Raw genomic sequence first — 23086 nt, forward strand, 5'->3', positions numbered from 1 at the left:
CCTCGCTGAGTCGCCCGGATCTGCGCGAAATCCGCCGGATTCTGAACAGATCCGGGCGACTCGCAGGAACGGGCGATCCCGATAGGGTCGGACCATGCACACCGACGTGACCCGCATCGACGGGCTTCCCGACCTCGCCTGGACCTCGACCCGCGGAATCGCATCGTTCGACGCCGATGCCGGAGCGCTCACTCTCACCTCCGCCGCCGGCGTCGACTGGAGCAACAGCTCGCTCGGTGGGCCGCGTGAGTTGCGTGCCACGGCGCTCGCCTTCGACGCACCCGAACACTTCACGCTCTCGGCGCGGATCGCGGTCGTGAGCGAGCGCAGCACCTTCGACGCCGGTGCCCTCGCACTCTGGATCGACGACGAGCACTGGGCCAAGCTCTGCTTCGAGCAGTCGCCGCAGGGGCAGGCGATGGTGGTGAGCGTCGTGACGAACACCTGGTCGGACGACGTGAACTCGACGCACGTCGCGGCCGACCACGTGTGGATGCGCGTCAGTCGTCTCGGCGAGGCATGGGCGTTCCACAGCTCGACCGACGGTGTCACGTGGGACTTCGTCCGGGTCTTCCGTCTGCACAGCGACGCCCCGGTGCGCGTCGGCTTCCTTTCGCAGGCGCCGGTCGGTCCGCCCTGCGAGGCGCGGTTCGACGAGATCGCCTTCGGTGTGGAACCCCCGACGGACCTCCGCGACGGGAGCTAGTCGTCCTCGACCGGTGCGACCGCGGATCCGGAGTTGACGTATCGGAACCTATCTTCCTATAGTGGCTCCATGGCACGCAGACGACCCGGCACGCTCTTCCCGCTCGAGCTCGACATCCTCGACGTCGGCACCGTGTTGCAGGCGACCGATGGGAGTTTCTACGGGTTCGCCCTCGCCAAACAGCTCGCCGAAGCCGGGGATACCGCCCTCACTGCGCACGGCACGCTCTACAAGGCCCTGTCGCGGATGGCGGACGCCGGCCTGATCGAGGCGACGTGGGAGGCTCCGGAGGTCGCCGAGGCGGAGGGCCGCCCCCGTCGACGGCTGTATCGGATCACGGGCGAAGGCGCGACGGCCCGGGATCGTGAGCACGCGAGGATTGCCGGTGAGCAGGCCTCCGCGGCGAGGCCGGCGGGTGCGGCGTGGACGCAGGGGGCGATCGCATGACCGCCATCCGGACGCCTGAATACCGCACGGCCGCCCACCGCGTCCTGAACTGGTGCGGGTGGTACACCCGAGACCTCTCGCCCGACGTCGCCGGGGAGCGCCGCGACGAGATCGCCTCCGACCTGCACGAGCACGCCGTCTGGGCCCAGGAGACGGGCGTCACGCCACAGCGGCTCCGGCGCGACATCATGCTGCGGGCCATCCGCGGGATCCCGCACGACCTCTCGTGGCGCTCCGGGCAGTTGCGCGCGGGCCACGGCGTCGATCCGATGCCGCTCGGCATGCGGCGGGCCGGTGATGTCCTCGCAGCGCTCGTGGTGACCGGCGGCGTCCTGGTCACGGGAGCGGCACTGTTCCTCCTCGTCCGGATCTTGCGTGCTCTCGTCATCGGCGACGTCGTCGAGGTGCCGATGGGCGCGCTCGGTGTGGCGATCGCCGCGGTCCTGGGCATCGTGGGGCTCGTGCTGTCGCTGCGGCGACGCAGTCGATGGCTCGGCGCGGGGCTCCTGGCGCCCGCAGCGGTCTTCATCGGCGTGCTCGCGGGCGACATCATGTACCGCGTCAGCGCGACCGGCGTGCTCATCGTGTCCCGGTTGAGCTCGCACGGCGCCGGACCCGAACCGTGGTGGGTGATGAGCGTGGCGATCGGTGTCGGGGCGGCACTCGGGTTCGTCGGAGCCGCGGTGTGGTGGTGGCCGGGGGGTCGCCGAACGACGGAATGGGACGCACCGGCGTCGGTGCAGGGGGAGACGGTATGAGCGGCAGCGAGATCCACGACGGGCCGGACGCGGCGCAGGAGGCGGCACCCGTTCGCCGGAGTCGTGGAACGCTCCGACGACGGATCGGGCTCGGCATCGCGATGAGCGGGGTGCTCGCGGTGGCGGCAGGCGGGGTGTTCATCGGGGTGTCGAACGCCCAGGCGGCGGCCGACGATGCGCGCTCGATCGAGGCGGTGGCCCAGGCTGCGGCGTCGCTGGACGAACTCCCACCCGTCGAACCCGTCGTCCCCGCGGACCCGGACGCCGACGAATCCGTCTCGCCCGCGGCGGGCGTCGACTACTCGCAGACGCCGGAGGGCTGGTACGACGCCACGACCGACCCGGCCGACATCGTGCCGAGTACCGACCCGACCTTCAGCGACGGGATTTGGGAGGCACAACAGCAGATCATCGCGAAGTGCATGGCTGATCAGGGGTTCTGGTATGCCTGGACGAATGACCGCTCCAAGATCCTCGATCCACTCTTCGGCATGGTCATGTCGGAGTCGTCCGATGCGGCGTTCCTGGCCCGGTGGGGGACGAACCCCGACGATCAACCGTACGACTGGAAGCTCGCCGGCTGCCACGGCTACGCCGTCCACGTCACCGGGATGGACGACGCCCACTGACGGAGCCGGCGTCCGACGCCGGTGCTAGCGTCGCCCGCATGAGAATCCTGTTGATCGGTGCGAGTGGACATGTCGGACGAGCGGCGCAGGACGCCCTCGCGGAGCGTCACGAGGTGATCGCGGTGTCGCGCTCGACGGCGCCGGCCGTCGACACCACCGACGAGGCGTCGATCGAGGCGCTGTTCGCCGAGGTGGGCGAGGTCGACGCGGTGATCGTCGCCGTCGGATCGGTCCCGTTCAAGCCGGTGGGGGAGCTGACGCGCGACGACTACCGCGCGGCCTTCCTCGGCAAGGTGCTCAGCCAGCTCGACGTCGTGCGGATCGGGACGCCGTTCGTCCGCGACGGCGGCTCCTTCACGCTCACGACGGGCATCCTCGCCCGCGAGCCGATCGCGACCGGTGCGGCGGCCTCGATGGCCAACGGAGCGGTCGAGTCCTTCGTGATCGGTGCCGCCCCGGAACTCCCGCGCGGCATCCGCATCAACGCCGTCAGCCCCACGGTGCTCGCCGAGGCCACCGGCTACCACGACGCGTTCCCGGGCTTCCCGCCCGTCGCCTCCGACGTGGTCGGCCTGGCGTTCGTGCGTGCCGTGGAGGGTGTCGGCACCGGTCGGGTGCTCGCGCTCGACTGAGCCGTCCCGGCACTCCCGAGGGGAGGCATGTCGTCGTCCAGCCGCGTGCTGAGCGACGACTCGCCTCCCCTCAGTCGCGCTCTCGACGCGGCCGACACCCAGCGCTAGGGTCGGCACATGACCCGCTTCCTGCTGAGCATCGCCGTCAGTCTGCTGTCCTCGGCCATAGGGCTGCTCGTCGCCGACTGGGTCGTGCCCGGCGTCCGCCTGTCGCTCGGCGGCTTCATCATCGCCGTCGTCGTCTTCACGATCGCGCAGGGCGTCCTCGGGCCCTTCATTCTCCGCCTCGCGCAGCGCTACGCCTCGGCGATCCTCGGTGGCATCGGACTCGTGACGACGCTCGTGTCGTTGTTCGTCGCGTCGATCCTCCCCGGCGGCCTCCACATCCGCGGTGTCCTGGCCTGGGTGCTCGCCCCGCTGGTGGTGTGGCTGGTCACGGCGCTCGGGAGCTGGATCCTCGGCTGGGCGCTCATCACGCGACGGTTCGGCGACCGGGATCGCGAGCGAGGCGGCAAGCGCACGAAGGGGTAGGCGGCGACGGAGCCCGGACGGAATCAGCGGCCGGCGGCCAAGGCGGCTGCCAGCTCGACGCGGCTCGCCACGCCGAGCTTCCGCAGGACGTTCGCGATGTGGAACTTGACGGTGTTCTCGCTGATGGTGAGGGTCTCGGCGATCGCCCGGTTCCGTGCTCCGCCGGCGGCCAGCTCGGCCACGCTCCACTCGCGCTCGGTCAACGCGGCGGCCGCCGAGTCGGAACGTGTCTGGGCTGCGGGCGGTGGGTCGAGCGGAAGCGTCACGTGCAGTTCCGAGCCCCACCCGGGCGTCGCCTGGACGTCGAGACTGCCGCGGAGTGCGGCGACGCGAGCGCCGAGCTGCTGCACGCTCGGGGTGTCGACCGTCAACTCGCCTGGGCCGTCGTCGCGGATGCCGATCAGCAGGTTGCTGCCGTCGCAGTCCCACTGCACCCGGACCCGCCCGACCGAGGACTGCTCGACGAGCGCGAGGACCGTGCCGCGGACGATCGCCCGGCCGGCGTGCGCCACTTCACCGGGGAGTGCCCGACCGTCGACGGGCGGCTCGATGAACTGGACCTCGGGACCGCCGAAGCGGGCCAGCGGACGGAGATCCTCGCGGAGTCTGGCGAAGGCGCGCGCGACCGGTTCCTCGGCCAGCTGGCGGTCGCGGTCGGACACCGCCCGCAGCTCGACCATCGCGGCCGAGGCGATCTCGGTCACCGCCGTTCGGGCGTCGTCCGCCGACGTCTGCCGTGACCGGGTGACGGCGAGGATCGACTCCAGTGTCGTCGCATGGGCGTCGGTGAGTTCCGCGATGGCGCCGGCCCGCTCGCTCGACGCCGCCCGCGAGTCACGGAGGTAGTCGGGGGCCGCCGTCGCGACCTGCTGCCGGATACCGGCCGCGACGACCTCCCACAGGGCGCCGATGAGCCGGTCGTCGATCGGACCCTGCGGGTCGGTCAGGACGAGGAGGGCGCCGGTATCGGCCAGCCAGGCTGCGATCGGACGGTCCGCGCCCGCGATCACCGCCGACGTCGGCCGGTCGGTGTGCGGTCCGGCATCAGCGGTCGCCGTGGTGACCGGGCCGCGCGGGGTGCGCTGCCGGACCGCGTCGAGCTCGGCGATCGTGACGCCCTCGACGATCGCGGGGTCGCCGGCCTTCTTCCGGGGGCGGCCGGTGCAGTCCTCGGTGAAGATCACGAGCGCGGAATGGGCGACGACCGGCTCGAGGACCTCCCGGAACGCACCGGCGATGCGCAGCAGTGAGCTGGATGCGACGGAGGCCAGGCCGTCGAGCAGCTCGACCGGGTAGGTGACAGTGCGTTCGGTCATGTCCGCACCCTATCCCATCGGTCCACTCCCACCCGTTCGGGTAGGTCGAACCGTTCGGGCGAGCAGCGGTGCACCTACCCGATCACGCCCAGGATGGAGGGATGTCGAACCCCACCGTCCCTCCATCCACGTCGGTGACGCCTCCGACCTCGACAGTCCAAGGGGCGCTCGCCGCGATCGACGCCGAGCTGCATCGCACCGTGTCGAGCCTGCTGGAGGCCGATCCGGCGTCGTTCGCCGGTGCACTCGACCGCCTGCGAACGGCGGACCGCGTGTTCGTGTCCGGTGCCGGGCGTTCCGGTCTCGCGCTCCGGATGACCGCGATGCGGCTCATGCACCTCGGGCTCACCGTCCACGTCGTCGGCGAGACGACCACCCCCGCCATCGTCGCGGGTGACGTCATCCTCGTCGCCAGCGGCTCCGGCACGACGACGGGTGTGGTCCGCGCCGCGGAAACGGCCGTCTCCGTCGGGGCCCAGGTGATCGCCATCACGACCGACACCGCGTCTCCGCTCGCCGAGCTGGCCGCCGAGACGATCGTCGTCCCCGCCGCGCAGAAGACCGACCACGGCGGCACGCGTTCCGTGCAGTACTCGGGCAGCCTCTTCGAGCAGGCGGTCATGCTGCTCGGCGACGCGTTCTTCCATGCGCTCTGGCGGTCAGCGGGCGTCAGCGCTGAGCAGCTGTGGCCGCGCCACGCGAATCTCGAGTAGTCACCCGATCCCTTTCAACGCGCCCGGCAGACGTCGGACGCCTCCCATCACGACAGAAAGCAGCACCACATGAAGCTCCAGGTAGCCATGGACGTCCTCACCACCGAGGCAGCCCTCGAACTCGCCGGGAAGGTCGCGCCCTACGTCGACATCCTCGAGCTCGGCACACCCCTCATCAAGAGCGAGGGCCTGCGTGCCGTCACCGCGGTCAAGGACGCCCACCCCGACAAGATCGTGTTCGCCGACCTCAAGACCATGGACGCCGGTGAGCTCGAAGCCGACATCGCCTTCTCGGCCGGTGCGGACATCGTCACCGTCCTCGGGACCGCCGGTGACAGCACGATCGTCGGCGCCGTGAAGGCCGCGAAGGCGCACGGCAAGTCCGTCGTCGTCGACCTCATCGGGGTCGCCGACAAGGTGCAGCGCGCCAAGGAGGTCACTGCTCTCGGCGCCGCGTTCGTCGAGATGCACGCCGGTCTCGACGAGCAGGCGGAGGAGGGCTTCACCTTCCAGACGCTCCTGTCCGACGGTGAAGCGGCCGCGGTGCCGTTCTCGGTCGCCGGTGGCGTGAACGTGTCGACGATCGCGTCGGTGCAGCAGGCGGGCGCGCAGGTCGCGGTCGCCGGTGGTGCGATCTACTCGGCCGACGACCCGGCGGCGTCCGCGGCGGCGCTCCGCGCGGCAATCGTCGCCTAACCCCGCTCGCCAACCCCGCACGTCGGGTTGGCCAGCGCGGTGCGCTGACGTGAGCGCGGTGCATCGGACGTGAGCGCGGGTCTCCAGAGACCCGCGCTCACGGCTCCGGGGCGCGCTCGGGTCAGCGCACCGCGCTGGCGTCTCGGGTGGGTCGGCCGGGTGAAGTCCGAACATCGGACGGGATTCGGGTGCGACGCGGCATACTAGGCGGATCACCACGCGACGCTCGTCGGATGAGCGCGCAGCCGAGTACCCGGAGGATCCGCCGATGACGACCGATTCCAGCCCAGAGCAACCCATCGCACAGACGACCTCGGGAGCGGTTCGCGGCGCGCGCCGCGCCGACGGGTCGGTCGCCTTCCTCGGCATCCCGTTCGCCGAGCCGCCGATCGGAGCGAGACGGTTCCAGGCCCCGGAGCCCAAGGCGCCCTGGCACGGTGTCCTCGACGCGACCGCCTACGGTGCGACACCGCAGCGGAAGGCCATGGCCGAGATCACGACGATCCCGGAACCGTCGATCCCCGGCGACTCGACGCTCAACGTCAACGTCTCCACACCCGACCCGACTCCGACCGACGAGGGCGCCGGCCTGCCCGTCCTCGTGTGGATCCACGGCGGCGGCTTCATCGCCGGGTCGCCCGCGAGCCCCTGGTACGACGGCCGGGCCTTCAACCGCGACGGCGTCGTCACGGTCTCGGTGTCCTACCGCCTCGGCTTCGACGGGTTCGGCTGGCTGCCCGACGCCCCCGCCAACCGCGGCGTGCTCGACTGGATCCTCGCGCTCGAGTGGGTGCGCGACAACATCGCGGCGTTCGGTGGTGACCCGCAGCGGGTCACGATCGCCGGCCAGTCCGCCGGCGGCGGGTCCGTCATGACCCTGCTCACGGTCCCGTCAGCCAGGCACCTGTTCGAGCGGGCGATCTCGGTGTCCGGAGTGCCCGGCGACGTCCCGCTCGCCGAGGCGCAGGCCCTGACCGCGCGACTCGCCGAGCACCTCGGGGTGCCCGCGACCCTGGCCGGCTTCGCGAGCGTCTCGGAGGCGACGCTGATCGAGGCCCAGGGCTTCGAGGTCGTGCCCGGTGGGGCGACCGATCCGGAGTCCGTGCTCCGAGGGATGACGACGATGAACGGCCGCCTCGGGCTCGGGCCGGTGGTCGACGGCGAGCTGGTCGTCGACACCGTCGAAGCCGGCATGATCGCGGGACGAGGCGCTGACAAGCCGTTGCTCGTCAGCGCGACCCGAGAGGAGTTCGCCGGGTTCTTCACCGGTCGGCTCGACGAGTTCGACGCCGTGACGCCGACGCGTGCCCTCGAGCTCATGGGTGTGCCGGAGCCGCTCGCCGAGGCGTACGTCGCGACCCAGCCCGGCGAACGCACGGGACTCGTCGCGGGTCGCTTCGTGAGCGACGTCATGTTCCGGGAGCGCGTCATCCGCTGGCTGGCGCTGCGGGACGACGCCGAGACCTGGGTCTCCGACTTCGTGTGGCGCTCGGCGGTGAGCGGGATCGCGGAGCACTGCCTCGACGTCCCGTTCATCTTCGACGTGCTCGACGACCCGGACGTCACCCGGGTGGCGGGCCCGAATGCGCCGCAGGAGCTGGCTGATCGGGTCCACGGTGCCGTCGTGGCGTTCGTCCGAGACGGGTCACCGGGCTGGTCGAGGTCCGACCGCGACGCCTCCGGGATCGAGGTGTTCGACGCGGCCGGGGCACCGACGGTCGAACCGTTCGCGAGTGCGCGCGTCCTCGCAGCGGCGAAGCGACTCGCGGAAGCGGCATCGACACCGTCCTGACGGACCTGGGCACCCGGCTCGTAGGACGAATCGGACCGTTCTGCCAGGGGGTGTGGCTGTGAGGCGTCCCGCGTTACCGTCGGGACACGAGGAAAGGAATCAGCATGAGCGACCCACGAGACGAGATGGACGACCCGATCGGCGACGCGCAGGAGGCGATCTCCCGATCGCTGCCCGACAACGCTCCCGAGAGCGACGATCCGATGGCGGCACCGACGGTCGACGAGCCGGGCTCCGAGCCCGGTGACGGTGACCCCGCCGACCAGCCGGGCCTCCTCTAGCGCGGCTCGCCCGGGACGGTCTTCGGCTCGGGAATCCCTGGTCAGCGCGGTGCTGTCGACCGAGCTGTGGTGAACCGGTGTCAGCGCGGTGCGCTCGTCCGAACACCCGGGATCAGGCCTGAGCGCGGCCCATACGCGTGAGCGCGACCCTCCGGAGACCCGCGCTCACGCGTGCGGTCCGCGCTCGCGTCAGCGCACCGCGCTGGCACACACCGACACGGTGGAGCGCGGAGGTGTGCAACGCGGGGGCGCTCCGCGCGCGTAGCGGAACGACTTCGGACGATGTCAACCCCCGCGACGGAATGGTCATGCCCCCATACGGTGGACGGAGTTCTGCGAAAGGAGCTTCACCATGAACATCCTGCTCATCATCGTCATCGTCGTTGCCATCGTTCTCGCCATCACCGGTGGGTTCGTCCAGTCCCTCAACTTCCTGCTGTGGGTCGGCCTCGTGCTGCTCGCGATCGCGATCATCGCGTTCCTGATCAGGACGATCACGGGTCGTAAGGCGCTCTAACTCGAATTCGAGTCCACGAAGCGGTCGGTCCCTCCGGGGCCGGCCGCTTCGCTGTGTCCGGGCGGGATCCGAGCCCTACCGCAATGACGGATCGACGCTCGTCCGTCGGAGCACCGCGTCGGCGAAGGCCCCGAACAACCGCTCGCCGGCTTCGCGCATCGGCCCCGCCACGGCGGCGACCTCGGACCGCAGCCGGTCGGCCGCCTCCTCCGCGGTCCCGGCGATGAACGGCAGGTCGCGGAGCATGAGCGGTTCCGCGAGCCATCGGTCGAGCATCGGCGGGTCGACCTCGAGATGGAACTGCGTCGCGAAGACCCGGTCCTCGATCCGGAACGCCTGGTTCGGCGTCGACGGCGACGACGCGAGGACCGTCGCCCCATGCGGCGCCTCGACGACGTCGCCATGCCAGTGCAGCACCGGTAGCCGCTCTCCGCGCATGCCGAGTTCGCTCTCGGTCAGGAGTTCGACGTCGCCGACACCCACTTCATGCGCCGCCGCCGAGTGGAGGGTGGCGCCGAGGGCCGTCGCGATGAGCTGGTGCCCGAGGCAGATCCCGAACACCGGGATGCCGAGTACCGCCGCATCGCGCACGAGCTGCGCTTCGAGCCCGAGACCAGGGTGCTCCTCCACGTCGAGCGCGCCCATCGGGCCACCGAGGAGGACGAGCCCGTCGAATCCGGTGATCTCGCGCGCCGGCGGCAGCTCACGCCGCTCGACGACCGTGTCCAGCGTCCAGTCGATCCCCGACGCCGTCAGCACCTCGCCGAGCACCGCCGGTCGCTCCCAGGGGACGTGCTGCAGGATGAGGACGTGCGGTCTGGTCATCGGAGGCCTCCAGGTCGCTGGGGCGGCGCGACCGGTCTCCGCCGGGTCGCGGAGGTCGTCACCGTGGGAGCATCGTAGCGAATCCGGGCGCCGCCACCGGCCCGAGGCTTCAGCCTCCCGGCCGATACACTGTCACCGTGCTGCTCTCGGACCGTGACATCAAAGCCGAACTCGACGCCTCCCGCATCGCGCTCGACCCCTACTCGCCGGAGATGATCCAGCCGTCGTCCATCGACGTGCGCCTCGATCGCTTCTTCCGCCTCTTCGACAACCACAAGTACCCCTTCATCGATCCCGCGGAGGATCAGCCGGAGCTGACGCGCCTCATCGAGACGCTGCCGAACGAGCCGTTCATCCTGCACCCCGGCGAGTTCGTCCTGGGGTCCACGTACGAGCGGGTGTCCCTCCCGGACGACGTCGCCGCACGCCTCGAGGGCAAGAGTTCGCTCGGTCGTCTCGGTCTCCTCACGCACTCGACCGCCGGCTTCATCGACCCGGGCTTCACGGGCCATGTCACCCTCGAGCTCAGCAACGTCGCGACGCTGCCGATCAAGCTCTGGCCGGGGATGAAGATCGGTCAGATGTGCTTCTTCCGGCTCACGTCACCGGCCGAGCGCCCGTACGGGTCGAGCGAGTACAGTTCCAGGTATCAGGGACAGCGTGGACCCACCGCCTCCCGTTCCTTCCAGAACTTCCACCGGACCGACGTCGGCGAGACGCAACGCTGACGTCGGATTGAGGCGGGCGTCCCGACGACGGACGAACAGGTGGACCAGCAGAAAGGCCCCGCCATGAGCACGTCAGAGCGACCCGACTTCGCCCGCGCGATCACCGCCGACGGGCCGACGCCGCTCTACCCGCGTCGCATGGTCCGGTTCGGCCAGTTCGTCGGGTCCTGGGACGTCCACTCGAAACGCCTCGACGACGAGAGCGGCGAGTGGGTCGAGTCCGACTTCCGCTGGATCGTGTCGTACATCCTCGAGGGGCGTGCCGTGCAGGACGTCCAGCTCGTCGCGAACGACGCCGAACCGTCTGGCTGGGAGACGGTCAGCACGGCTCTCCGCGTGTACGACCGGTTGATGGGCGCCTGGCGCGTGAACTACGTCGAGCCACGGCGCGGCGAGTTCTGCCAGCTCGTCGCGACGCCGCACCGCTCCGACGGTATCCGCCAGGACGGCACGCGGAACGACGACAAGCTCATCCGGTGGAACTTCAGCGGCATCACCGAGGACTCGTACACCTGGGAGAGCTGGGTGTCCGACGACGAGGGCGCGACCTGGTGGCTGCAGGAGCACAACGAGGGTCGCCGCATCGCCTGAGTGGCTCCGTCTCCACCGCGACACTCAGGTGTCGGTGCGCGCCAGGCGCTCCAGGAACGACGCCAGCTGCTCGCGCTCGGCCGTGGAGAAGCCGTCGAGGATGCGCTCCTCGGCGGCGAGGTGATCGGGCAGGGCCACTTCGACGAGGCGCTTGCCGGCCGGGGTGAGGGCGACGACCGTGCCGCGCCCGTCCTGCTCGCTCGGACGGCGCGTCACGAGACCGCGCTCGACGAGCTTGTTCACGCGCTGGGCGATCGCGCTCGACGTCACCATCGACCAGTGGGCGAGGTCCTTCGGCGCGAGTTCGTGCGGTGAGCCCGAGCGGAGGAGGGTCGCGAGCACGTCGAACGACGCGCTGTCGAGCCCGTGCTCGGCGAAGGTCGTGGACAGCCGTGTGTCCACCGCCGTCGCGGCCCGTGACAGGCGTCCGATGACGGCCATGGGCGAGACGTCGAGATCGGGTCGCTCGGTCCGCCACTGGCCCAGGATGTCGTCGACGCGCGTGCTCATCCGGCCAGCATAGCGATTTGCTCAGCGCTAAGCTATTATTACTCAGTGCTTAGCAATCAACTCCGCATCGCCGCCGTCACCGCCATCGCCCCGATCAGCTGGGGGACGACCTACCTCGTCACGAGCGAACTGCTCCCGCCCGGACGACCGCTGCTGGCAGCAGTGCTCCGTGCGTTGCCCGCCGGACTCCTGCTCCTCGCGATCACACGAACCCTCCCGGTCGGTGGCTGGTGGTGGCGATCGCTCGTGCTCGGCACGCTCAACATCGGTGCCTTCTTCGCGTTCCTCTTCCTCGCCGCCTACCGACTGCCCGGCGGGGTCGCCGCGACCATGGGGGCGATCGGCCCGGTGCTCGTCGCCGTGCTCGCGAGCCTGCTGGTGGGGGAGACGTTGACCGTGCGCCGGGTCGTCGCGGGGTTCGCCGGAGTGGCCGGCGTCGCGCTCATCGTGCTGCAGGCCGACGCCCGCCTCGACGCGGTCGGCGTCGTCGCCGCACTCGCCGGTGCTGCGTCGATGTCGCTCGGATCGGTGCTGAGCAAGCGGTGGGGGAGACCGGAGGTCGGTCGCCGGATCGGCACGCGCCGGCGCACGAGCCCGGACCTCGACCCGAACGCCGGCAGCGGCGCACCGGTCTCCGGCCTCGCATCGACCGCCTGGCAGCTCGTCGCCGGCGGCATCGTGCTCGCGCCGGTGCTGCTCGTCGTCGAGGGGCTCCCATCGGCCGCCCCGGACGCAGCTGCGATCGGCGGGTACGCCTACCTCTCCCTCATCGGCACGGCCCTGGCGTACGCCCTGTGGTTCCGTGGCATCGCCGCGCTCCCCGTGTCGTCCGTGTCGTTCCTCGGTCTCCTGAGTCCCGTCGTCGCCGTGCTGGCAGGCCTCGTGGTCCTCGGCGAGGCACTGAGCCTCGGACAAGTGCTCGGGATCGCGGTCGTCGCCGGCTCCCTCATCCTGGTCTTCACCGCGAGACGGCCCCGAGCCATACTGAGCGCATGAGATTCCGCACCGTCATCGAACTCCAGGGCAACAACACCGGCATCCTCGTCCCCGACGCCGTCGTCGAGGGCCTGGATCGAGGCAAGCGCGTGCCCGTCGTCGTCACCGTCGGTGCGACCACCTACCGCAGCACCATCACGCCGATGGGCGGCCGGTACCTGATCGCGCTGAGCGCCGCCAACCGCGCCGCCGCCGGGGTCGCGGGAGGGGACGAGGTCGAGGTGGACCTCGAGCTCGACGAGGCACCGCGCGTGTTCCCGTTGCCGCCCGAGCTCGAGACGGCACTCGCGGGAGACGAGCAGGCGCTCGCCGCCTACGGAGCCCTGTCGTTCAGCCGCCAGCGCGCGCTGGCCGAGCCGGTCGCGCTGGCGAAGACGGATGCGACGCGCGACAAGCGGATCGCCGCGGCCGTCGACGCACTCCGCGGCGCCTGACCTCGCTCAGTCGCCGAATCTGCTCGAGATCCGGGACGATCCGTGCAGATCCGGGCACCTCAGCGGGCCGTGGACTCCGCGAGCAGCGGCACGACGAGCGGCAGCTGGAGCGTCAGCCACGGGCTGAACGCGAAGGGCGCCTGCTCGACGGACGCCAAGAGCGATTCGGGCTCGGCCCAGGCCCACTCCATGACCTCGTCGGGGTTCGGCTCGGGCGTCGCGTCCGTGTAGGCGACGTAGACCGGGCAGATCTCGTACTCGACCACGCCCGAGGCGTCGACGGCGCGATACCGGAAGTCGGGCAGCACCAGTTCCGGCGCGGAGATCGGCAGGCCCAGTTCGGCACTCGCCCGACGCAGCACGGCGTCCACGCTGTCCTCGTCCGGGCCGGGGTGTCCGCAGAACGAGTTCGTCCAGACGCCCGGCCACGTGAGCTTCGAGAGCGCGCGCCGGGTCACGAGGATGCGTCCGTCGGGCCCGATGACGTGACAGGAGAACGCGAGGTGGAGTGGCGTCTCCAGCGTGTGGACGGTCGCCTTCGGCGTGGTGCCGATGCGGGTGCCGTCCTCGGCGAGCAGGACGACGAGTTCTTCGGGTACCGACATACGTCCATTCTCCCCGACGATCGGGGCGAACGCGAATGGACAGCTAGCGTACTAATCTCACCGCTCCGTGAAGTAGCCTCGTGATATGGAGACCCACCACGTCGTCGACGTGCCCTATCGACAACAGCATCAGGTCGAGGATGCCCTCGAGCGTTTCCTCGAACTGGCGAAGACGCAGGCGGTGTCGTTCGGCGGCGCCGGCTACCTGCGGCTCTGGGAGACCATCGAGCGCAGCATGGCCGGCGGCAAGCGGTTCCGTCCCCGGATGGTCATGACGGCGTACGAGGCGCTGGGTGGCGAGGACATCGTCGCGGCCGCCCACGTCGCCGCAGCCTACGAACTCCTGCACACCGCGCTGATCGTCCACGACGACGTGATCGACCGCGACTTCGTCCGGCGCGGCAGCCCCAACGTCTCCGGCAGCTACCGCGACATCGCGCAGACCGCGGGCATCCCGCTGCCGCTCGCCGAGCACCGCGGCATGTCCGTCGCCGTCATCGCGGGCGACCTCGCCCTGTCCGCGTCCTACCGTCTGATCGACCGCGCCGGGAGCGCCGACTCGGTCCGCACCCGCCTCCGCGAGATCCTCGACGACGCCATCTCCGCTTCGGCAGCCGGTGAGCTCGCCGACGTCGACTTCACGGTCGGTGGCGTCGTCCCGACGGTCGACGACATCATCCGCATGGAGCGCCTGAAGACCGCCTACTACTCGTTCGAGGCGCCATTGCAGTCGGGTGGCGTCCTGGCCGGTGCTCCGGAGGCGACGATCGACGCGCTCGGGGCCTTCGGACAGCAGATCGGCATCGCCTACCAGATCATCGACGACGTCCTCGGCGTCTTCGGCGACTCGAAGACGACCGGCAAGACGACGATCGGCGACCTCCGCGAGGGCAAGCTGACGGTCATGGTCGCGTTCGCGGCGGAGCAGCCCGAGTGGCACGCCGTCGAGCACCTCTTCGGCGACCCGGACCTCGACGAGGAGGGTGCCGCCGTCCTGCGCGACGTCCTCACGACGACGGGCGCCCGCCAGCACGCGACCCTGCTGGCCGGTGACTACGCCAACCGCGCCTGGGAACAGCTCGCCTCGCCGAGCATCCCGGCGCAGCTCCGCGACGAGCTCCGCCCCATCGTCGCCACCGTGCTCGAGCGGTCGCGATGACCGCAGCAGGGGACGGGACCGGGCGACCCGCGGACGACGCCTCGGCGGTCGGCGACGCACGACAGCTCTACGACCGGGTCGCGCAGGAGACCGCCAGCATCGTCATCCGTCGGTACTCCACGTCCTTCGGTCTGGCGGCCAGGCTGCTGGGTGGCGACATCCGCCAGGACGTCGAGAACGTGTACGCGCTCGTGCGGATCGCCGACGAGATCGTCGACGGCGTGGCCGCGGCGGCCGGGCTCGGCCCCGAGCGGGTCCTCCGCATGCTCGACGCCCTCGAGCAGGACACCGAGGATGCGATGGAGACGGGATACAGCAGCAACCTCGTCGTCCACGCCTTCGCCATCTCGGCTCGGTCCGCGGGCATCGAGACCGACCTCACCCGTCCGTTCTTCGCGTCCATGCGTGCGGACCTCTCGCGCACCGTCCACACCCCGGAGACGTTCCGCGACTACGTGTACGGCTCCGCCGAGGTCGTCGGGCTCATGTGCCTGCGGATCTTCCTGCGCGGCCACGACGTCGACGACGCCCAGCGCGCCGCGTTCGTCGTCGGCGCCAGGAGTCTCGGTGCCGCCTTCCAGAAGGTCAACTTCCTGCGCGACCTCTCGGCCGACCACGACGAGCTCGGCCGCAGCTACTTCCCGGGTGTCGCCGTCGACGAGCTCACCGAGGCGCAGAAGCACAGCCTGCTCGACGACATCGAAGCCGATCTCGACCGTTCGGCAGCCGTCCTGGGGCGACTGCCGAAGTCGAGCCGTCGAGCGGTCGCCCTCGCCCAGGAGCTCTTCTCGGAACTCGCCCGACGCATCCGGACGACGCCTGCCTCGGCCCTCGTCCGCACGCGTGTCCGGGTGCCCGACCCGGTCAAGCTCCGCATCGCCGCCGGCGCGCTCGCCGGTCGCACACCAGCCACGACCGGCACCACCGCCTCCATCCCGACGATCGACGAGAGTTCGCAGTCATGACCCCCTCCCACAACCGCACCGTCGTCATCGGCGGCGGCATCAGCGGTCTCGCCACCGCAGCCCTCCTCGCCCGCGACGGCCAGCGGGTCACCCTGCTCGAACGACGCGAGGTGCTCGGCGGCCGCGCCGGCACCTGGGAGCAGGACGGCTTCACCTTCGACACCGGCCCGAGCTGGTACCTCATGCCGGAGGTCTTCGACCACTTCTACCGGCTCCTCGGCACCTCCGCGGCCGAGCAGCTCGACCTCGGGCGACTCGACCCGGCCTACCGCGTCTACTCGGAGGGCCGCGACGGGCACCTCGACCTCGCCGCCGACCGGGCCGGCAACCTCGCCCTGTTCGAGTCGGTCGAGCCCGGTGCCGGCGCGAAGATGGACGAGTACCTCCGCAGCGCGAAGGAGACGTACGAGATCGCCATCCGGAGCTTCCTGTACACGACGTTCGAGTCGTACCGGACGCTCGCGAGCCGTGAGGTCCTCGCCCGGATGCCGAAGCTCGCGAAGCTCCTCACGGAGGACCTCGACACCCTGGCCGCGCGCACCGTCTCCGACGTCCGGTTGCAGCAGATCCTCGGCTACCCGGCCGTGTTCCTCGGCTCCTCGCCCTTCGAGGCGCCGAGCATGTACCACCTCATGAGCTACCTCGACCTCGAGGACGGCGTGCTCTACCCGCAGGGCGGCTTCTCGCGGATCATCGACACGATCGCCGAGCTCGCCCGCGCCGAGGGTGTGGAGATCATCCTGGGCGCCGAGGTCACCGGCATCAACACGATTCCCGCCGGCCGCCGCGCCAGGGTCGACGGCGTCAACTACCTCGACGCCGACGGTCGTCGGCAGCTGCTCCGCGCCGACCGGGTCGTGTCCGCCGCCGACCTGCACCACACCGAGACGACGCTGCTGCCCCGCGAGCTCCAGACCTACCCGGCCGAGTACTGGGAGAAGCGCACCGCCGGTCCCGGAGCCGTCCTCGTGATGCTCGGCGTCCGCGGGGAGCTCCCGGAGCTCCTGCACCACAGCCTGTTCTTCACGGCCGACTGGCGCGACAACTTCGGCCGCATCTTCGGCGAGGAGACGAGCGTGCCCGACCCCGCGTCGCTCTACGTCTGCCGTCCGAGCGCGACCGATGCGGGCGTCGCACCCGACGGCCACGAGAACCTGTTCATCCTGGTCCCGGTCCCGGCCGACCCGTCCATCGGTGGCGGGGGAGACGCCCGGGTCGCGGAGATCGGCGACGCCGCCATCGCGCAGATCGCCGAGTGGGCCGGCGTCCCCGACCTCGCCGAGCGCATCGTGGTGCGTCGCGACGTCGGACCAGCCGACTTCGCGACCGACCTCAACGTCTGGAAGGGCACCGCCCTCGGGCCGGCGCACATCCTCTCGCAGAGCGCGATGTTCCGGAGCGGCAACGTCAGCAAGAAGGTCGACGGCCTGTTCTACACCGGTGGCTCCACCATCCCGGGCATCGGCCTGCCGATGTGCCTCATCAGCGCGGAGCTCGTCGTGAAGCGCATGCGCGGCGACCTCACCACCGGACCAATGGCGGAGCCGTTGCTCGCGCGCGCCGAGGCGACCGGCTGATGGGTCTGCTGTACCTGCTGGCGCTGCTCGTCTCGATCACCGGGATGATCATGCTCGACCGGCGGTTCCGGCTGTTCTTCTGGGCCGATCGACGGCGGGCCGCGATCATCCTGCCGATCGGCGTCGTGTTCTTCCTCGTGTGGGACCTGCTCGGCATCGGTGCCGGCATCTTCTTCCGTGGTGAGACCGCGTTCATGACCGGGCTCCAGGTCGCGCCCGAGCTGCCGATCGAGGAGGTCTTCTTCCTGACGCTGCTCTGCTACCTCACGATGAACCTGTTCGGTGCGGCGCGACACACGCTCGGCCGGGTGGCCCGCCGGACGACCGGCGCCGCCGAGGTGAGCGGACGATGACCTACTGGGCCCTCAACGCATGGTTCCTCGCCGTCGTGGCGGTCTTCGCCCTGCTCGCGGTCGTACGGCTCGATCGACGCCGTGCGAACGGATCGCGGTCCGCCGGCCTGACGGCGGGCACCTGGCTGCTCGCGGTGGGCGGTGGGCTCGTCGTCCTCCTGCTGATGACCGCGCTGTTCGACAACGTCATGATCGGCATCGGGCTCGTCGGCTACGACCCGGCACTCATCTCCGGCGCCTTCGTCGGCATCGCGCCCCTCGAGGACTTCGCCTACGCCATCGCCGCGGCCGTCCTGCTCCCGTCCCTCTGGGTGCTCCTCGAGCGCCGAATCCCTGCTCCCGTCTCCCCATCCCCGTCCCAGGAGGACCCGGCATGAACCGACTCGGCCAGCTCGTGCTGTCCTCCCGACCGCTGTCGTGGATCAACACCGCCTACCCGTTCGCAGCGGCGTATTTGCTGACCACGCGCGAGCTCGACCTCACCTTCTGGCTCGGGACGCTGTACTTCCTCATCCCGTACAACCTCGCGATGTACGGCATCAACGACGTCTTCGACTACGAGTCCGACCTGCGGAACCCGCGCAAGGGCGGCGTCGAGGGCGCGGTCCTGGACCGTCGGATGCACCGGTTGACGATCTTCGCGGCGATCGTGACGAACGTCCCGTTCCTCGTCTACCTCGTCGTCATCGGGTCGCCGCTGTCGTGGCTCGTCCTCGCGATCAGCGTGTTCGCGCTCATCGCGTACAGCGCGCCCGGCCTGCGGTTCAAGGAGCGGCCGTTCATCGACTCGCTCACCTCGAGCACGCACTTCGTGAGCCCGGCGGTCTACGGCCTCGTCCTCGCCGGTGCGGTCTTCACGCCGGCGCTCTGGGCGCTGCTCGTCGGCTACTTCCTCTGGGGGATCGCCAGCCACGCCTTCGGTGCGGTGCAGGACATCATCGCCGACCGGGAGGGCGGGATCGGTTCGATCGCGACGGTCATCGGTGCGGCGGCGACCGTCCGGTTCGCCTTCGTCGCCTACCTGGCCGGTGGAGCACTGATGCTCGTGACGCCGTGGCCCATCCCGTTGGCGGGCCTGCTCGCGCTGCCCTACGCCGCGAGTGTGCTGCCGTTCTGGAACCTCCGCGAGGAGGACGCCGAGCGGGCCAACGCGGGCTGGAAGCGGTTCCTCCGCCTCAACTTCCTGACGGGCTTCCTCGTCACGATGCTCATCATCTGGTACTGGTTCCTGACGTCCTGACGGGAACCCGCGACCCTGTCTCAGGAGTCCCCGGGCGTGCCGCAGGCGATGCACCGCGCCACGCCCGGGTTCTCCTGAGAACGGGTCGTCAGTCGAGGATCAGAGCTCGAAGGAGAAGCCGAGGTCCTCGGGGTACTCGCCGAGCTCGGTGAGGCCGGTCGCAGCGCGCTGGAGGGCGGCGAGGGTCAGGCCGAGGGTGCCGGGGCCGAAGCTGACGCGCGAGACGCCGAGTTCGGCGAGGCGCTTGAGTGGCACTGCGCCGGGGTAGCCGATGACGGAGATGCGTCCGTGCACCTGCTCGATGGCCTTGGCGACGAGTTCCTCCGTACCGAGTCCGAGGAAGAAGACGACGTCCGCACCGGCCTCGAGGTAGGCGTTGGCGCGAGCGACGGCCTCGTCCCACGCCTCAGGGGCACCGGCGAGGGTGTCGACCCGGGCGTTGATGACGAGCGGGATGCCGGCGTCCTCGGCTCCGGCGCGAGCGGCGGCGACGCGTGCCGCGGCCTCCTCGATCGGGAACTGCGGGGCCTTCGCGGCACCGACGGAGTCCTCGAGGTTGATGCCGACGGCACCCGACTCGACGATGAGGCGGCGGACGTTCTCGCGAACACCGGCCGCGTCGGACGCGTAGCCCTTCTCGAAGTCGATCGTCACCGGCAGGTCGACGGCGCCCACGATGATCTTCGCGGCGGCGATCGCCTCGTCGACGTCGAGGCCACCGCCGTCTTCGAGCCCACGGACGTTCGACACCGAGTGGCTCGCCGAAGCGAGGGCGACGACGCCGGGGGCCTCGGAGACGACCTTCGCGGTGATGGCGTCCCAGACGTTGGTGACGATGAGCGGGGAACCCGGCTCGTGGAGGGAGTTGAGGAGGACGGCTTTGGCATGCTGATCAGTCATGTCCGCAGTCTGCCAGCGGACGTCGGCCGCCCAGCCGACAAGCGTCGAGAATTCAGGGAACGTTCGGGTTCGATGCGGTTGCCGGCTCCTGTGGGGCGCTCCCGTGACGCAAGACGTGGGCGCTTCGTGCGTCATCCCACGCCGCCGGTGAACCGGGCGGGCAGGATGCCGTGCGTATCATTGGTGGCCGAAGGAAGGCGCTCCCATGACGAAACCGCCGACGGTCTACGACGTCGCGCACCACGCCGGCGTCTCCATCGCCACGGTCTCGCGGGTGCTCAGCCGCCCCGACGACGTGAAACCGGCCACCCGAGACCGCGTGCTCGCCTCGGTCGGTGAACTCGGGTACGTCCCGAGTGGAGCCGCACGAGGGCTCGCCGCGCGCCGCACCGGCGTCATCGGCCTGTTCTTCCAGGGGCTCGACGCGATGGACGACCTCGGGGACATCGCCCTCGAGGGCGACGAGGCGGCTGCCGGGGGAGCGCGCATCGTCCGCGACATCCCGGAGCGGACCGACACACGGACGCTCAACCTCTACTTCGACGAGGTGCTGCGCGGCTGCGAGCTGGAGTCCTGGCGGAGCGGGTTCGCGCTGCTCGTCGGCGTCGGACGCGGGTCCACGGCGACGCAGACCGTGCGCGACATGGCGGGTCGGGTGGACGGCCTCATGGTGCTGGCCGGGAGCGCCAGCGAGGAGGAGCTCGCGCGCCTGTCGCGGCACGTCCCGATCGTCGTGATGGCGGGGCCCCGGCGCGGCGACGACCTCGACCACGTCTCCGTGAGCAACGCCGAGGGGATGCGCACGCTCACGGCGCACCTCATCGACGACCTCGGTGCCCGAGAGCTCGAATACGTGGCCGGAAGCCTCGGCTCGCCCGATGATGCCGAGCGCTGGAGCGGGTTCCGCGCGGCCCTCGCGGACCGGTCGCTCGAGGCGCCGGAGGAGCCGACCCTCCGCGGCGACTTCACGCGGGAGGGTGGGCGACGGGTCGGTCGGGAGCTGTTCCGACGAGACGGACTGCCGCGGGCCGTCGTATGCGCCAACGACCAGATGGCGCTCGGCGTGATCGACGCCGCCAGGATCGCCGGGGTCGCGGTCCCGGACGAGCTCATCGTCACCGGCTTCGACGGCATCGACGCCGGCCGCCTGTCCGCTCCGCGGCTCACGACGGTCCGGCAGCCGATGGAGACGCTCGGCCGGGTCTCCGTGCAGGCGCTCGCCCGTCGCCTCGCCGAGCCGAAGCTGCCCGCGATGTCCGTCCGACTCCCCGTCGAGGTCGTCCTCCGCGAGAGCTCCGAGTCGATCACGTCCTGATCATCGCCTCCCCTCGCATTCACCATTCAGGAAGCCCGCGGCGTGCCGCGGACGCGTCCGTCCGTCGCGAGGCCGCCACGCCGAGGCTCTCCTGGATTGCGAACAGGAGCGGATGTCCGACACGGGTTGCGTCGGGCAATGTATGCGCTTACACTCAACCGGTACAGACTTCAGCAAGGACGGTGGCGATGACGCACACGACGCACGAGCGGACCAAGGTCCGCAGGCGCAGACGACTCGGAGCGGCGGCGATGATCGCCGCGGCGGCCCTGCTCGTCTCCGGCTGCAGCATCCAGATCAAGAGCGAGCCGGATCCCTCGATCCCCGCCGACACGATGCTGCTGGCCTCCGACAAGGGCACCCCGATGCTCGAGCGGAACTTCAACCCCTACCTCGTGAACAAGCGCTCGGCCTCGAGCTACATCTACGAGCCGCTCGTGATCATCAACGTGCTCGACGGCAAGGAGACGCCGTGGCTCGCCGAGAAGGTCGACCTCCCGGACGCCCGCACGATCGACTACACGATCCGCGACGGCGCCACCTGGTCCGACGGTGAGGCCTTCACCCCTGAGGACGTCAAGTTCACCTTCGACCTCATCAAGCAGTACCCGACGCTCGATCAGAAGGGCGCCTGGCAGCACATCGACACGATCGAGGTGAAGGGCCAGCACGTCATCATGCACCTGCTCGACGACGACGCTCCCGCGGCCGACATCGTCTCGCAGACGCTCATCGTCCCGGAGCACATCTGGAAGGACGTCAAGAGCCCCGACACCTGGCGGAACCCGAACCCGGTCGGTACCGGTCCGTACGTCCTCGGCAACTACACCTCGCAGCAGTACACGATGGACAAGAACGAGACGTACTGGCAGGCCGACAAGATCGAGGTCAACCACCTCGTGATCCCCGCGGCCACCGGTGAACTCGACATCGTCACGAAGGGCTTCGACTGGGCGTACTCGTTCCTGTCGAACGTCGAAGGCACCTGGGGTGCGGCCAACGACCACAACAAGTTCTGGTTCCCGCCGGGAGGCGTGATCGGGCTCGTGCCCAACATGGACGTCGCCCCCTTCGACAACGTCGACGTCCGTCGCGGCATCGCCCTGGCGCTCGACCGCGACAAGATCGCCGATGCGGCGACCGAGGGCTACCTCGGTGCCGCCGGCCAGTCGAGCCTCATGCTCCCCAACCAGGAGGACGAACTCGACCCGACCCTGCCGAACCAGGGCATGATCACGCAGGACACCGCCGGCGCCCTCGAGGCCTTCGCGGCCGCCGGGTACACCCAGCAGGGTGGCAAGCTCGTCGACGCGGCGGGCAAGCAGTTCAGCTTCTCGATCACGACCGCCAACGGCTACGCGGACTGGCTCCGCGCGGTCCAGGAGGTGCGCAAGGAGCTCGGCGCCCTCGGCATCGACGTGCAGATCAAGCAGCCGCAGCCGCCGGGGTACCAGCAGGCCATCCAGAGCGGTGACTTCCAGGTCGCGATGGGCGGAATGGGCAACGGCATCATGTTCCAGGGGTTCAACAACAGCTTCAACAGCGAGTTCGCGAAGCCCATCGGCGAGACGACGTCCAGCAACTTCGGTCGCTACCGCAACCCGCAGATGGACCAGCTGCTCGCCCAGTACAAGGAGACCACCGACGAGGCGACCCGTCTCGGGCTGAGTCACCAGATGCAGCAGATCGTCTACAGCGACTTCCCGGTCATCGGCATGTACTACGGCGGACTCTGGGGTCTCTACAACGACAAGAAGTTCACCGGCTGGCCCGATGCGGACAATCCGTACGCACCGCTCCAGACCTACGACCAGACCCCGCTCCTCGTGTTCACGCACCTCAAGCTCCGGAAGGACGGTGAGTGACCGTG

Annotated in this window: 28 protein-coding genes; 23 read left to right on the plus strand and 5 right to left on the minus strand. The window is 70.2% G+C overall.

Features of this window, described 5'->3' with window-relative positions:
• Positions 1-94: 94 nt before the first annotated feature.
• The 6 genes from HOW07_RS11440 (at position 95) to HOW07_RS11465 (ending at position 3703) form a co-directional block, all read left to right on the plus strand.
• Positions 95-706 carry a DUF1349 domain-containing protein gene (locus HOW07_RS11440; protein ID WP_121291425.1) on the plus strand — a complete coding sequence of 204 codons (612 nt, stop codon included), beginning with the start codon at positions 95-97 and terminating at the stop codon, positions 704-706.
• Positions 707-775: 69 nt separating this feature from the next.
• A complete protein-coding gene (locus HOW07_RS11445; RefSeq protein WP_121291427.1) occupies positions 776-1153 on the plus strand; it encodes a PadR family transcriptional regulator in 378 nt (125 codons plus the stop codon).
• Positions 1150-1911 carry a hypothetical protein gene (locus HOW07_RS11450; protein WP_175117063.1) on the plus strand — a complete coding sequence of 254 codons (762 nt, stop codon included), beginning with the start codon at positions 1150-1152 and terminating at the stop codon, positions 1909-1911. Before HOW07_RS11445 ends, HOW07_RS11450 begins: the two co-directional genes overlap by 4 nt.
• Positions 1908-2540, plus strand: coding sequence for a hypothetical protein (locus HOW07_RS11455; protein WP_175117065.1), 633 nt, complete (start codon positions 1908-1910; stop codon positions 2538-2540). The genes HOW07_RS11450 and HOW07_RS11455 overlap by 4 nt, the downstream gene beginning before the upstream one ends.
• A gap of 38 nt (positions 2541-2578) precedes the next feature.
• Complete coding sequence (locus HOW07_RS11460; protein WP_175117067.1) at positions 2579-3172, plus strand: short chain dehydrogenase; 594 nt, start codon at positions 2579-2581, stop codon at positions 3170-3172.
• Positions 3173-3289: 117 nt separating this feature from the next.
• Positions 3290-3703, plus strand: coding sequence for a phage holin family protein (locus tag HOW07_RS11465; RefSeq protein WP_121291457.1), 414 nt, complete (start codon positions 3290-3292; stop codon positions 3701-3703).
• Between the two features lie 23 nt (positions 3704-3726).
• Here HOW07_RS11465 and HOW07_RS11470 read toward each other — a convergent pair whose 3' ends face one another.
• Entirely contained in the window at positions 3727-5019 is a 1293-nt protein-coding gene (locus tag HOW07_RS11470) for a LuxR C-terminal-related transcriptional regulator (RefSeq protein ID WP_175117069.1), read from the minus strand.
• Between the two features lie 101 nt (positions 5020-5120).
• Here HOW07_RS11470 and hxlB point away from each other — a divergent pair, with 101 nt between their 5' ends.
• From hxlB to HOW07_RS11495, 5 genes are all read left to right on the plus strand, one after another.
• A complete protein-coding gene (gene hxlB, locus HOW07_RS11475) occupies positions 5121-5732 on the plus strand; it encodes a 6-phospho-3-hexuloisomerase (protein ID WP_121291461.1) in 612 nt (203 codons plus the stop codon).
• Between the two features lie 69 nt (positions 5733-5801).
• On the plus strand, positions 5802-6428 hold the full coding sequence (gene hxlA / locus HOW07_RS11480) for a 3-hexulose-6-phosphate synthase (protein WP_064297125.1): 627 nt from the start codon (positions 5802-5804) through the stop codon (positions 6426-6428).
• A gap of 268 nt (positions 6429-6696) precedes the next feature.
• Positions 6697-8220 (plus strand): carboxylesterase/lipase family protein, encoded by a 1524-nt coding sequence (locus HOW07_RS11485; RefSeq protein ID WP_175117071.1) that lies wholly within the window; start codon positions 6697-6699, stop codon positions 8218-8220.
• A gap of 104 nt (positions 8221-8324) precedes the next feature.
• Positions 8325-8501 (plus strand): hypothetical protein, encoded by a 177-nt coding sequence (locus HOW07_RS11490; protein WP_157583609.1) that lies wholly within the window; start codon positions 8325-8327, stop codon positions 8499-8501.
• Positions 8502-8853: 352 nt separating this feature from the next.
• Positions 8854-9018, plus strand: a complete 165-nt coding sequence (locus HOW07_RS11495; RefSeq protein WP_162852292.1) for a hypothetical protein — start codon at positions 8854-8856, stop codon at positions 9016-9018.
• Positions 9019-9093: 75 nt separating this feature from the next.
• On the opposite strand, the gene HOW07_RS11500 is transcribed toward HOW07_RS11495, so the two are convergent.
• Positions 9094-9843 (minus strand): type 1 glutamine amidotransferase, encoded by a 750-nt coding sequence (locus HOW07_RS11500; RefSeq protein ID WP_071261812.1) that lies wholly within the window; start codon positions 9841-9843, stop codon positions 9094-9096.
• A 137-nt stretch (positions 9844-9980) separates the two neighbouring features.
• Between HOW07_RS11500 and dcd the strand changes: the two genes are divergently transcribed.
• Both dcd and HOW07_RS11510 read left to right on the plus strand, forming a co-directional pair.
• Positions 9981-10571 (plus strand): dCTP deaminase, encoded by a 591-nt coding sequence (gene dcd, locus HOW07_RS11505; RefSeq protein WP_056009122.1) that lies wholly within the window; start codon positions 9981-9983, stop codon positions 10569-10571.
• Between the two features lie 63 nt (positions 10572-10634).
• Positions 10635-11162, plus strand: a complete 528-nt coding sequence (locus HOW07_RS11510; RefSeq protein WP_064297128.1) for a hypothetical protein — start codon at positions 10635-10637, stop codon at positions 11160-11162.
• Positions 11163-11186: 24 nt separating this feature from the next.
• Here the strand turns inward: HOW07_RS11510 and HOW07_RS11515 are convergent, their stop codons facing one another.
• The gene (locus tag HOW07_RS11515; protein WP_175117073.1) at positions 11187-11672 is read right to left on the minus strand and encodes a MarR family winged helix-turn-helix transcriptional regulator; all 486 of its coding nucleotides are present in this window, start codon (positions 11670-11672) and stop codon (positions 11187-11189) included.
• A 45-nt stretch (positions 11673-11717) separates the two neighbouring features.
• Here HOW07_RS11515 and HOW07_RS11520 point away from each other — a divergent pair, with 45 nt between their 5' ends.
• Positions 11718-12668: an EamA family transporter gene (locus HOW07_RS11520; RefSeq protein ID WP_175117074.1), complete on the plus strand. Its 951-nt coding sequence runs from the start codon at positions 11718-11720 to the stop codon at positions 12666-12668.
• On the plus strand, positions 12665-13102 hold the full coding sequence (locus HOW07_RS11525) for a YdeI/OmpD-associated family protein (protein ID WP_071261816.1): 438 nt from the start codon (positions 12665-12667) through the stop codon (positions 13100-13102). The genes HOW07_RS11520 and HOW07_RS11525 overlap by 4 nt, the downstream gene beginning before the upstream one ends.
• A gap of 59 nt (positions 13103-13161) precedes the next feature.
• On the opposite strand, the gene idi is transcribed toward HOW07_RS11525, so the two are convergent.
• Positions 13162-13707: an isopentenyl-diphosphate Delta-isomerase gene (gene idi / locus HOW07_RS11530; RefSeq protein WP_121291471.1), complete on the minus strand. Its 546-nt coding sequence runs from the start codon at positions 13705-13707 to the stop codon at positions 13162-13164.
• An 85-nt stretch (positions 13708-13792) separates the two neighbouring features.
• On the opposite strand from idi, the gene HOW07_RS11535 reads away from it, so the two are divergent.
• The 6 genes from HOW07_RS11535 to HOW07_RS11560 are packed head-to-tail and all read left to right on the plus strand — an operon-like array spanning position 13793 to position 19001.
• On the plus strand, positions 13793-14866 hold the full coding sequence (locus HOW07_RS11535; RefSeq protein ID WP_079001229.1) for a polyprenyl synthetase family protein: 1074 nt from the start codon (positions 13793-13795) through the stop codon (positions 14864-14866).
• Complete coding sequence (locus HOW07_RS11540; RefSeq protein WP_175117076.1) at positions 14863-15831, plus strand: squalene/phytoene synthase family protein; 969 nt, start codon at positions 14863-14865, stop codon at positions 15829-15831. The genes HOW07_RS11535 and HOW07_RS11540 overlap by 4 nt, the downstream gene beginning before the upstream one ends.
• Positions 15828-17408 carry a phytoene desaturase family protein gene (gene crtI / locus HOW07_RS11545; RefSeq protein ID WP_175117078.1) on the plus strand — a complete coding sequence of 527 codons (1581 nt, stop codon included), beginning with the start codon at positions 15828-15830 and terminating at the stop codon, positions 17406-17408. The genes HOW07_RS11540 and crtI overlap by 4 nt, the downstream gene beginning before the upstream one ends.
• Entirely contained in the window at positions 17408-17761 is a 354-nt protein-coding gene (locus HOW07_RS11550; protein WP_175117080.1) for a lycopene cyclase domain-containing protein, read from the plus strand. Before crtI ends, HOW07_RS11550 begins: the two co-directional genes overlap by 1 nt.
• Positions 17758-18138 (plus strand): lycopene cyclase, encoded by a 381-nt coding sequence (locus tag HOW07_RS11555; protein ID WP_175117082.1) that lies wholly within the window; start codon positions 17758-17760, stop codon positions 18136-18138. Before HOW07_RS11550 ends, HOW07_RS11555 begins: the two co-directional genes overlap by 4 nt.
• Positions 18135-19001 (plus strand): prenyltransferase, encoded by an 867-nt coding sequence (locus HOW07_RS11560; protein WP_137242420.1) that lies wholly within the window; start codon positions 18135-18137, stop codon positions 18999-19001. The genes HOW07_RS11555 and HOW07_RS11560 overlap by 4 nt, the downstream gene beginning before the upstream one ends.
• Before the next feature lie 99 nt (positions 19002-19100).
• Here HOW07_RS11560 and HOW07_RS11565 read toward each other — a convergent pair whose 3' ends face one another.
• On the minus strand, positions 19101-19901 hold the full coding sequence (locus HOW07_RS11565; RefSeq protein WP_175117084.1) for an isocitrate lyase/phosphoenolpyruvate mutase family protein: 801 nt from the start codon (positions 19899-19901) through the stop codon (positions 19101-19103).
• 205 nt (positions 19902-20106) lie between these two features.
• Here HOW07_RS11565 and HOW07_RS11570 point away from each other — a divergent pair, with 205 nt between their 5' ends.
• Positions 20107-21216 (plus strand): LacI family DNA-binding transcriptional regulator, encoded by a 1110-nt coding sequence (locus tag HOW07_RS11570; RefSeq protein ID WP_079001239.1) that lies wholly within the window; start codon positions 20107-20109, stop codon positions 21214-21216.
• A gap of 188 nt (positions 21217-21404) precedes the next feature.
• Positions 21405-23081, plus strand: a complete 1677-nt coding sequence (locus HOW07_RS11575) for an ABC transporter substrate-binding protein (protein ID WP_175117085.1) — start codon at positions 21405-21407, stop codon at positions 23079-23081.
• Positions 23082-23086 lie beyond the last annotated feature (5 nt).

This window comes from Plantibacter sp. MCCC 1A11337 (genome assembly GCF_013349365.1).
Classification (GTDB): domain Bacteria; phylum Actinomycetota; class Actinomycetes; order Actinomycetales; family Microbacteriaceae; genus Plantibacter; species Plantibacter flavus_A.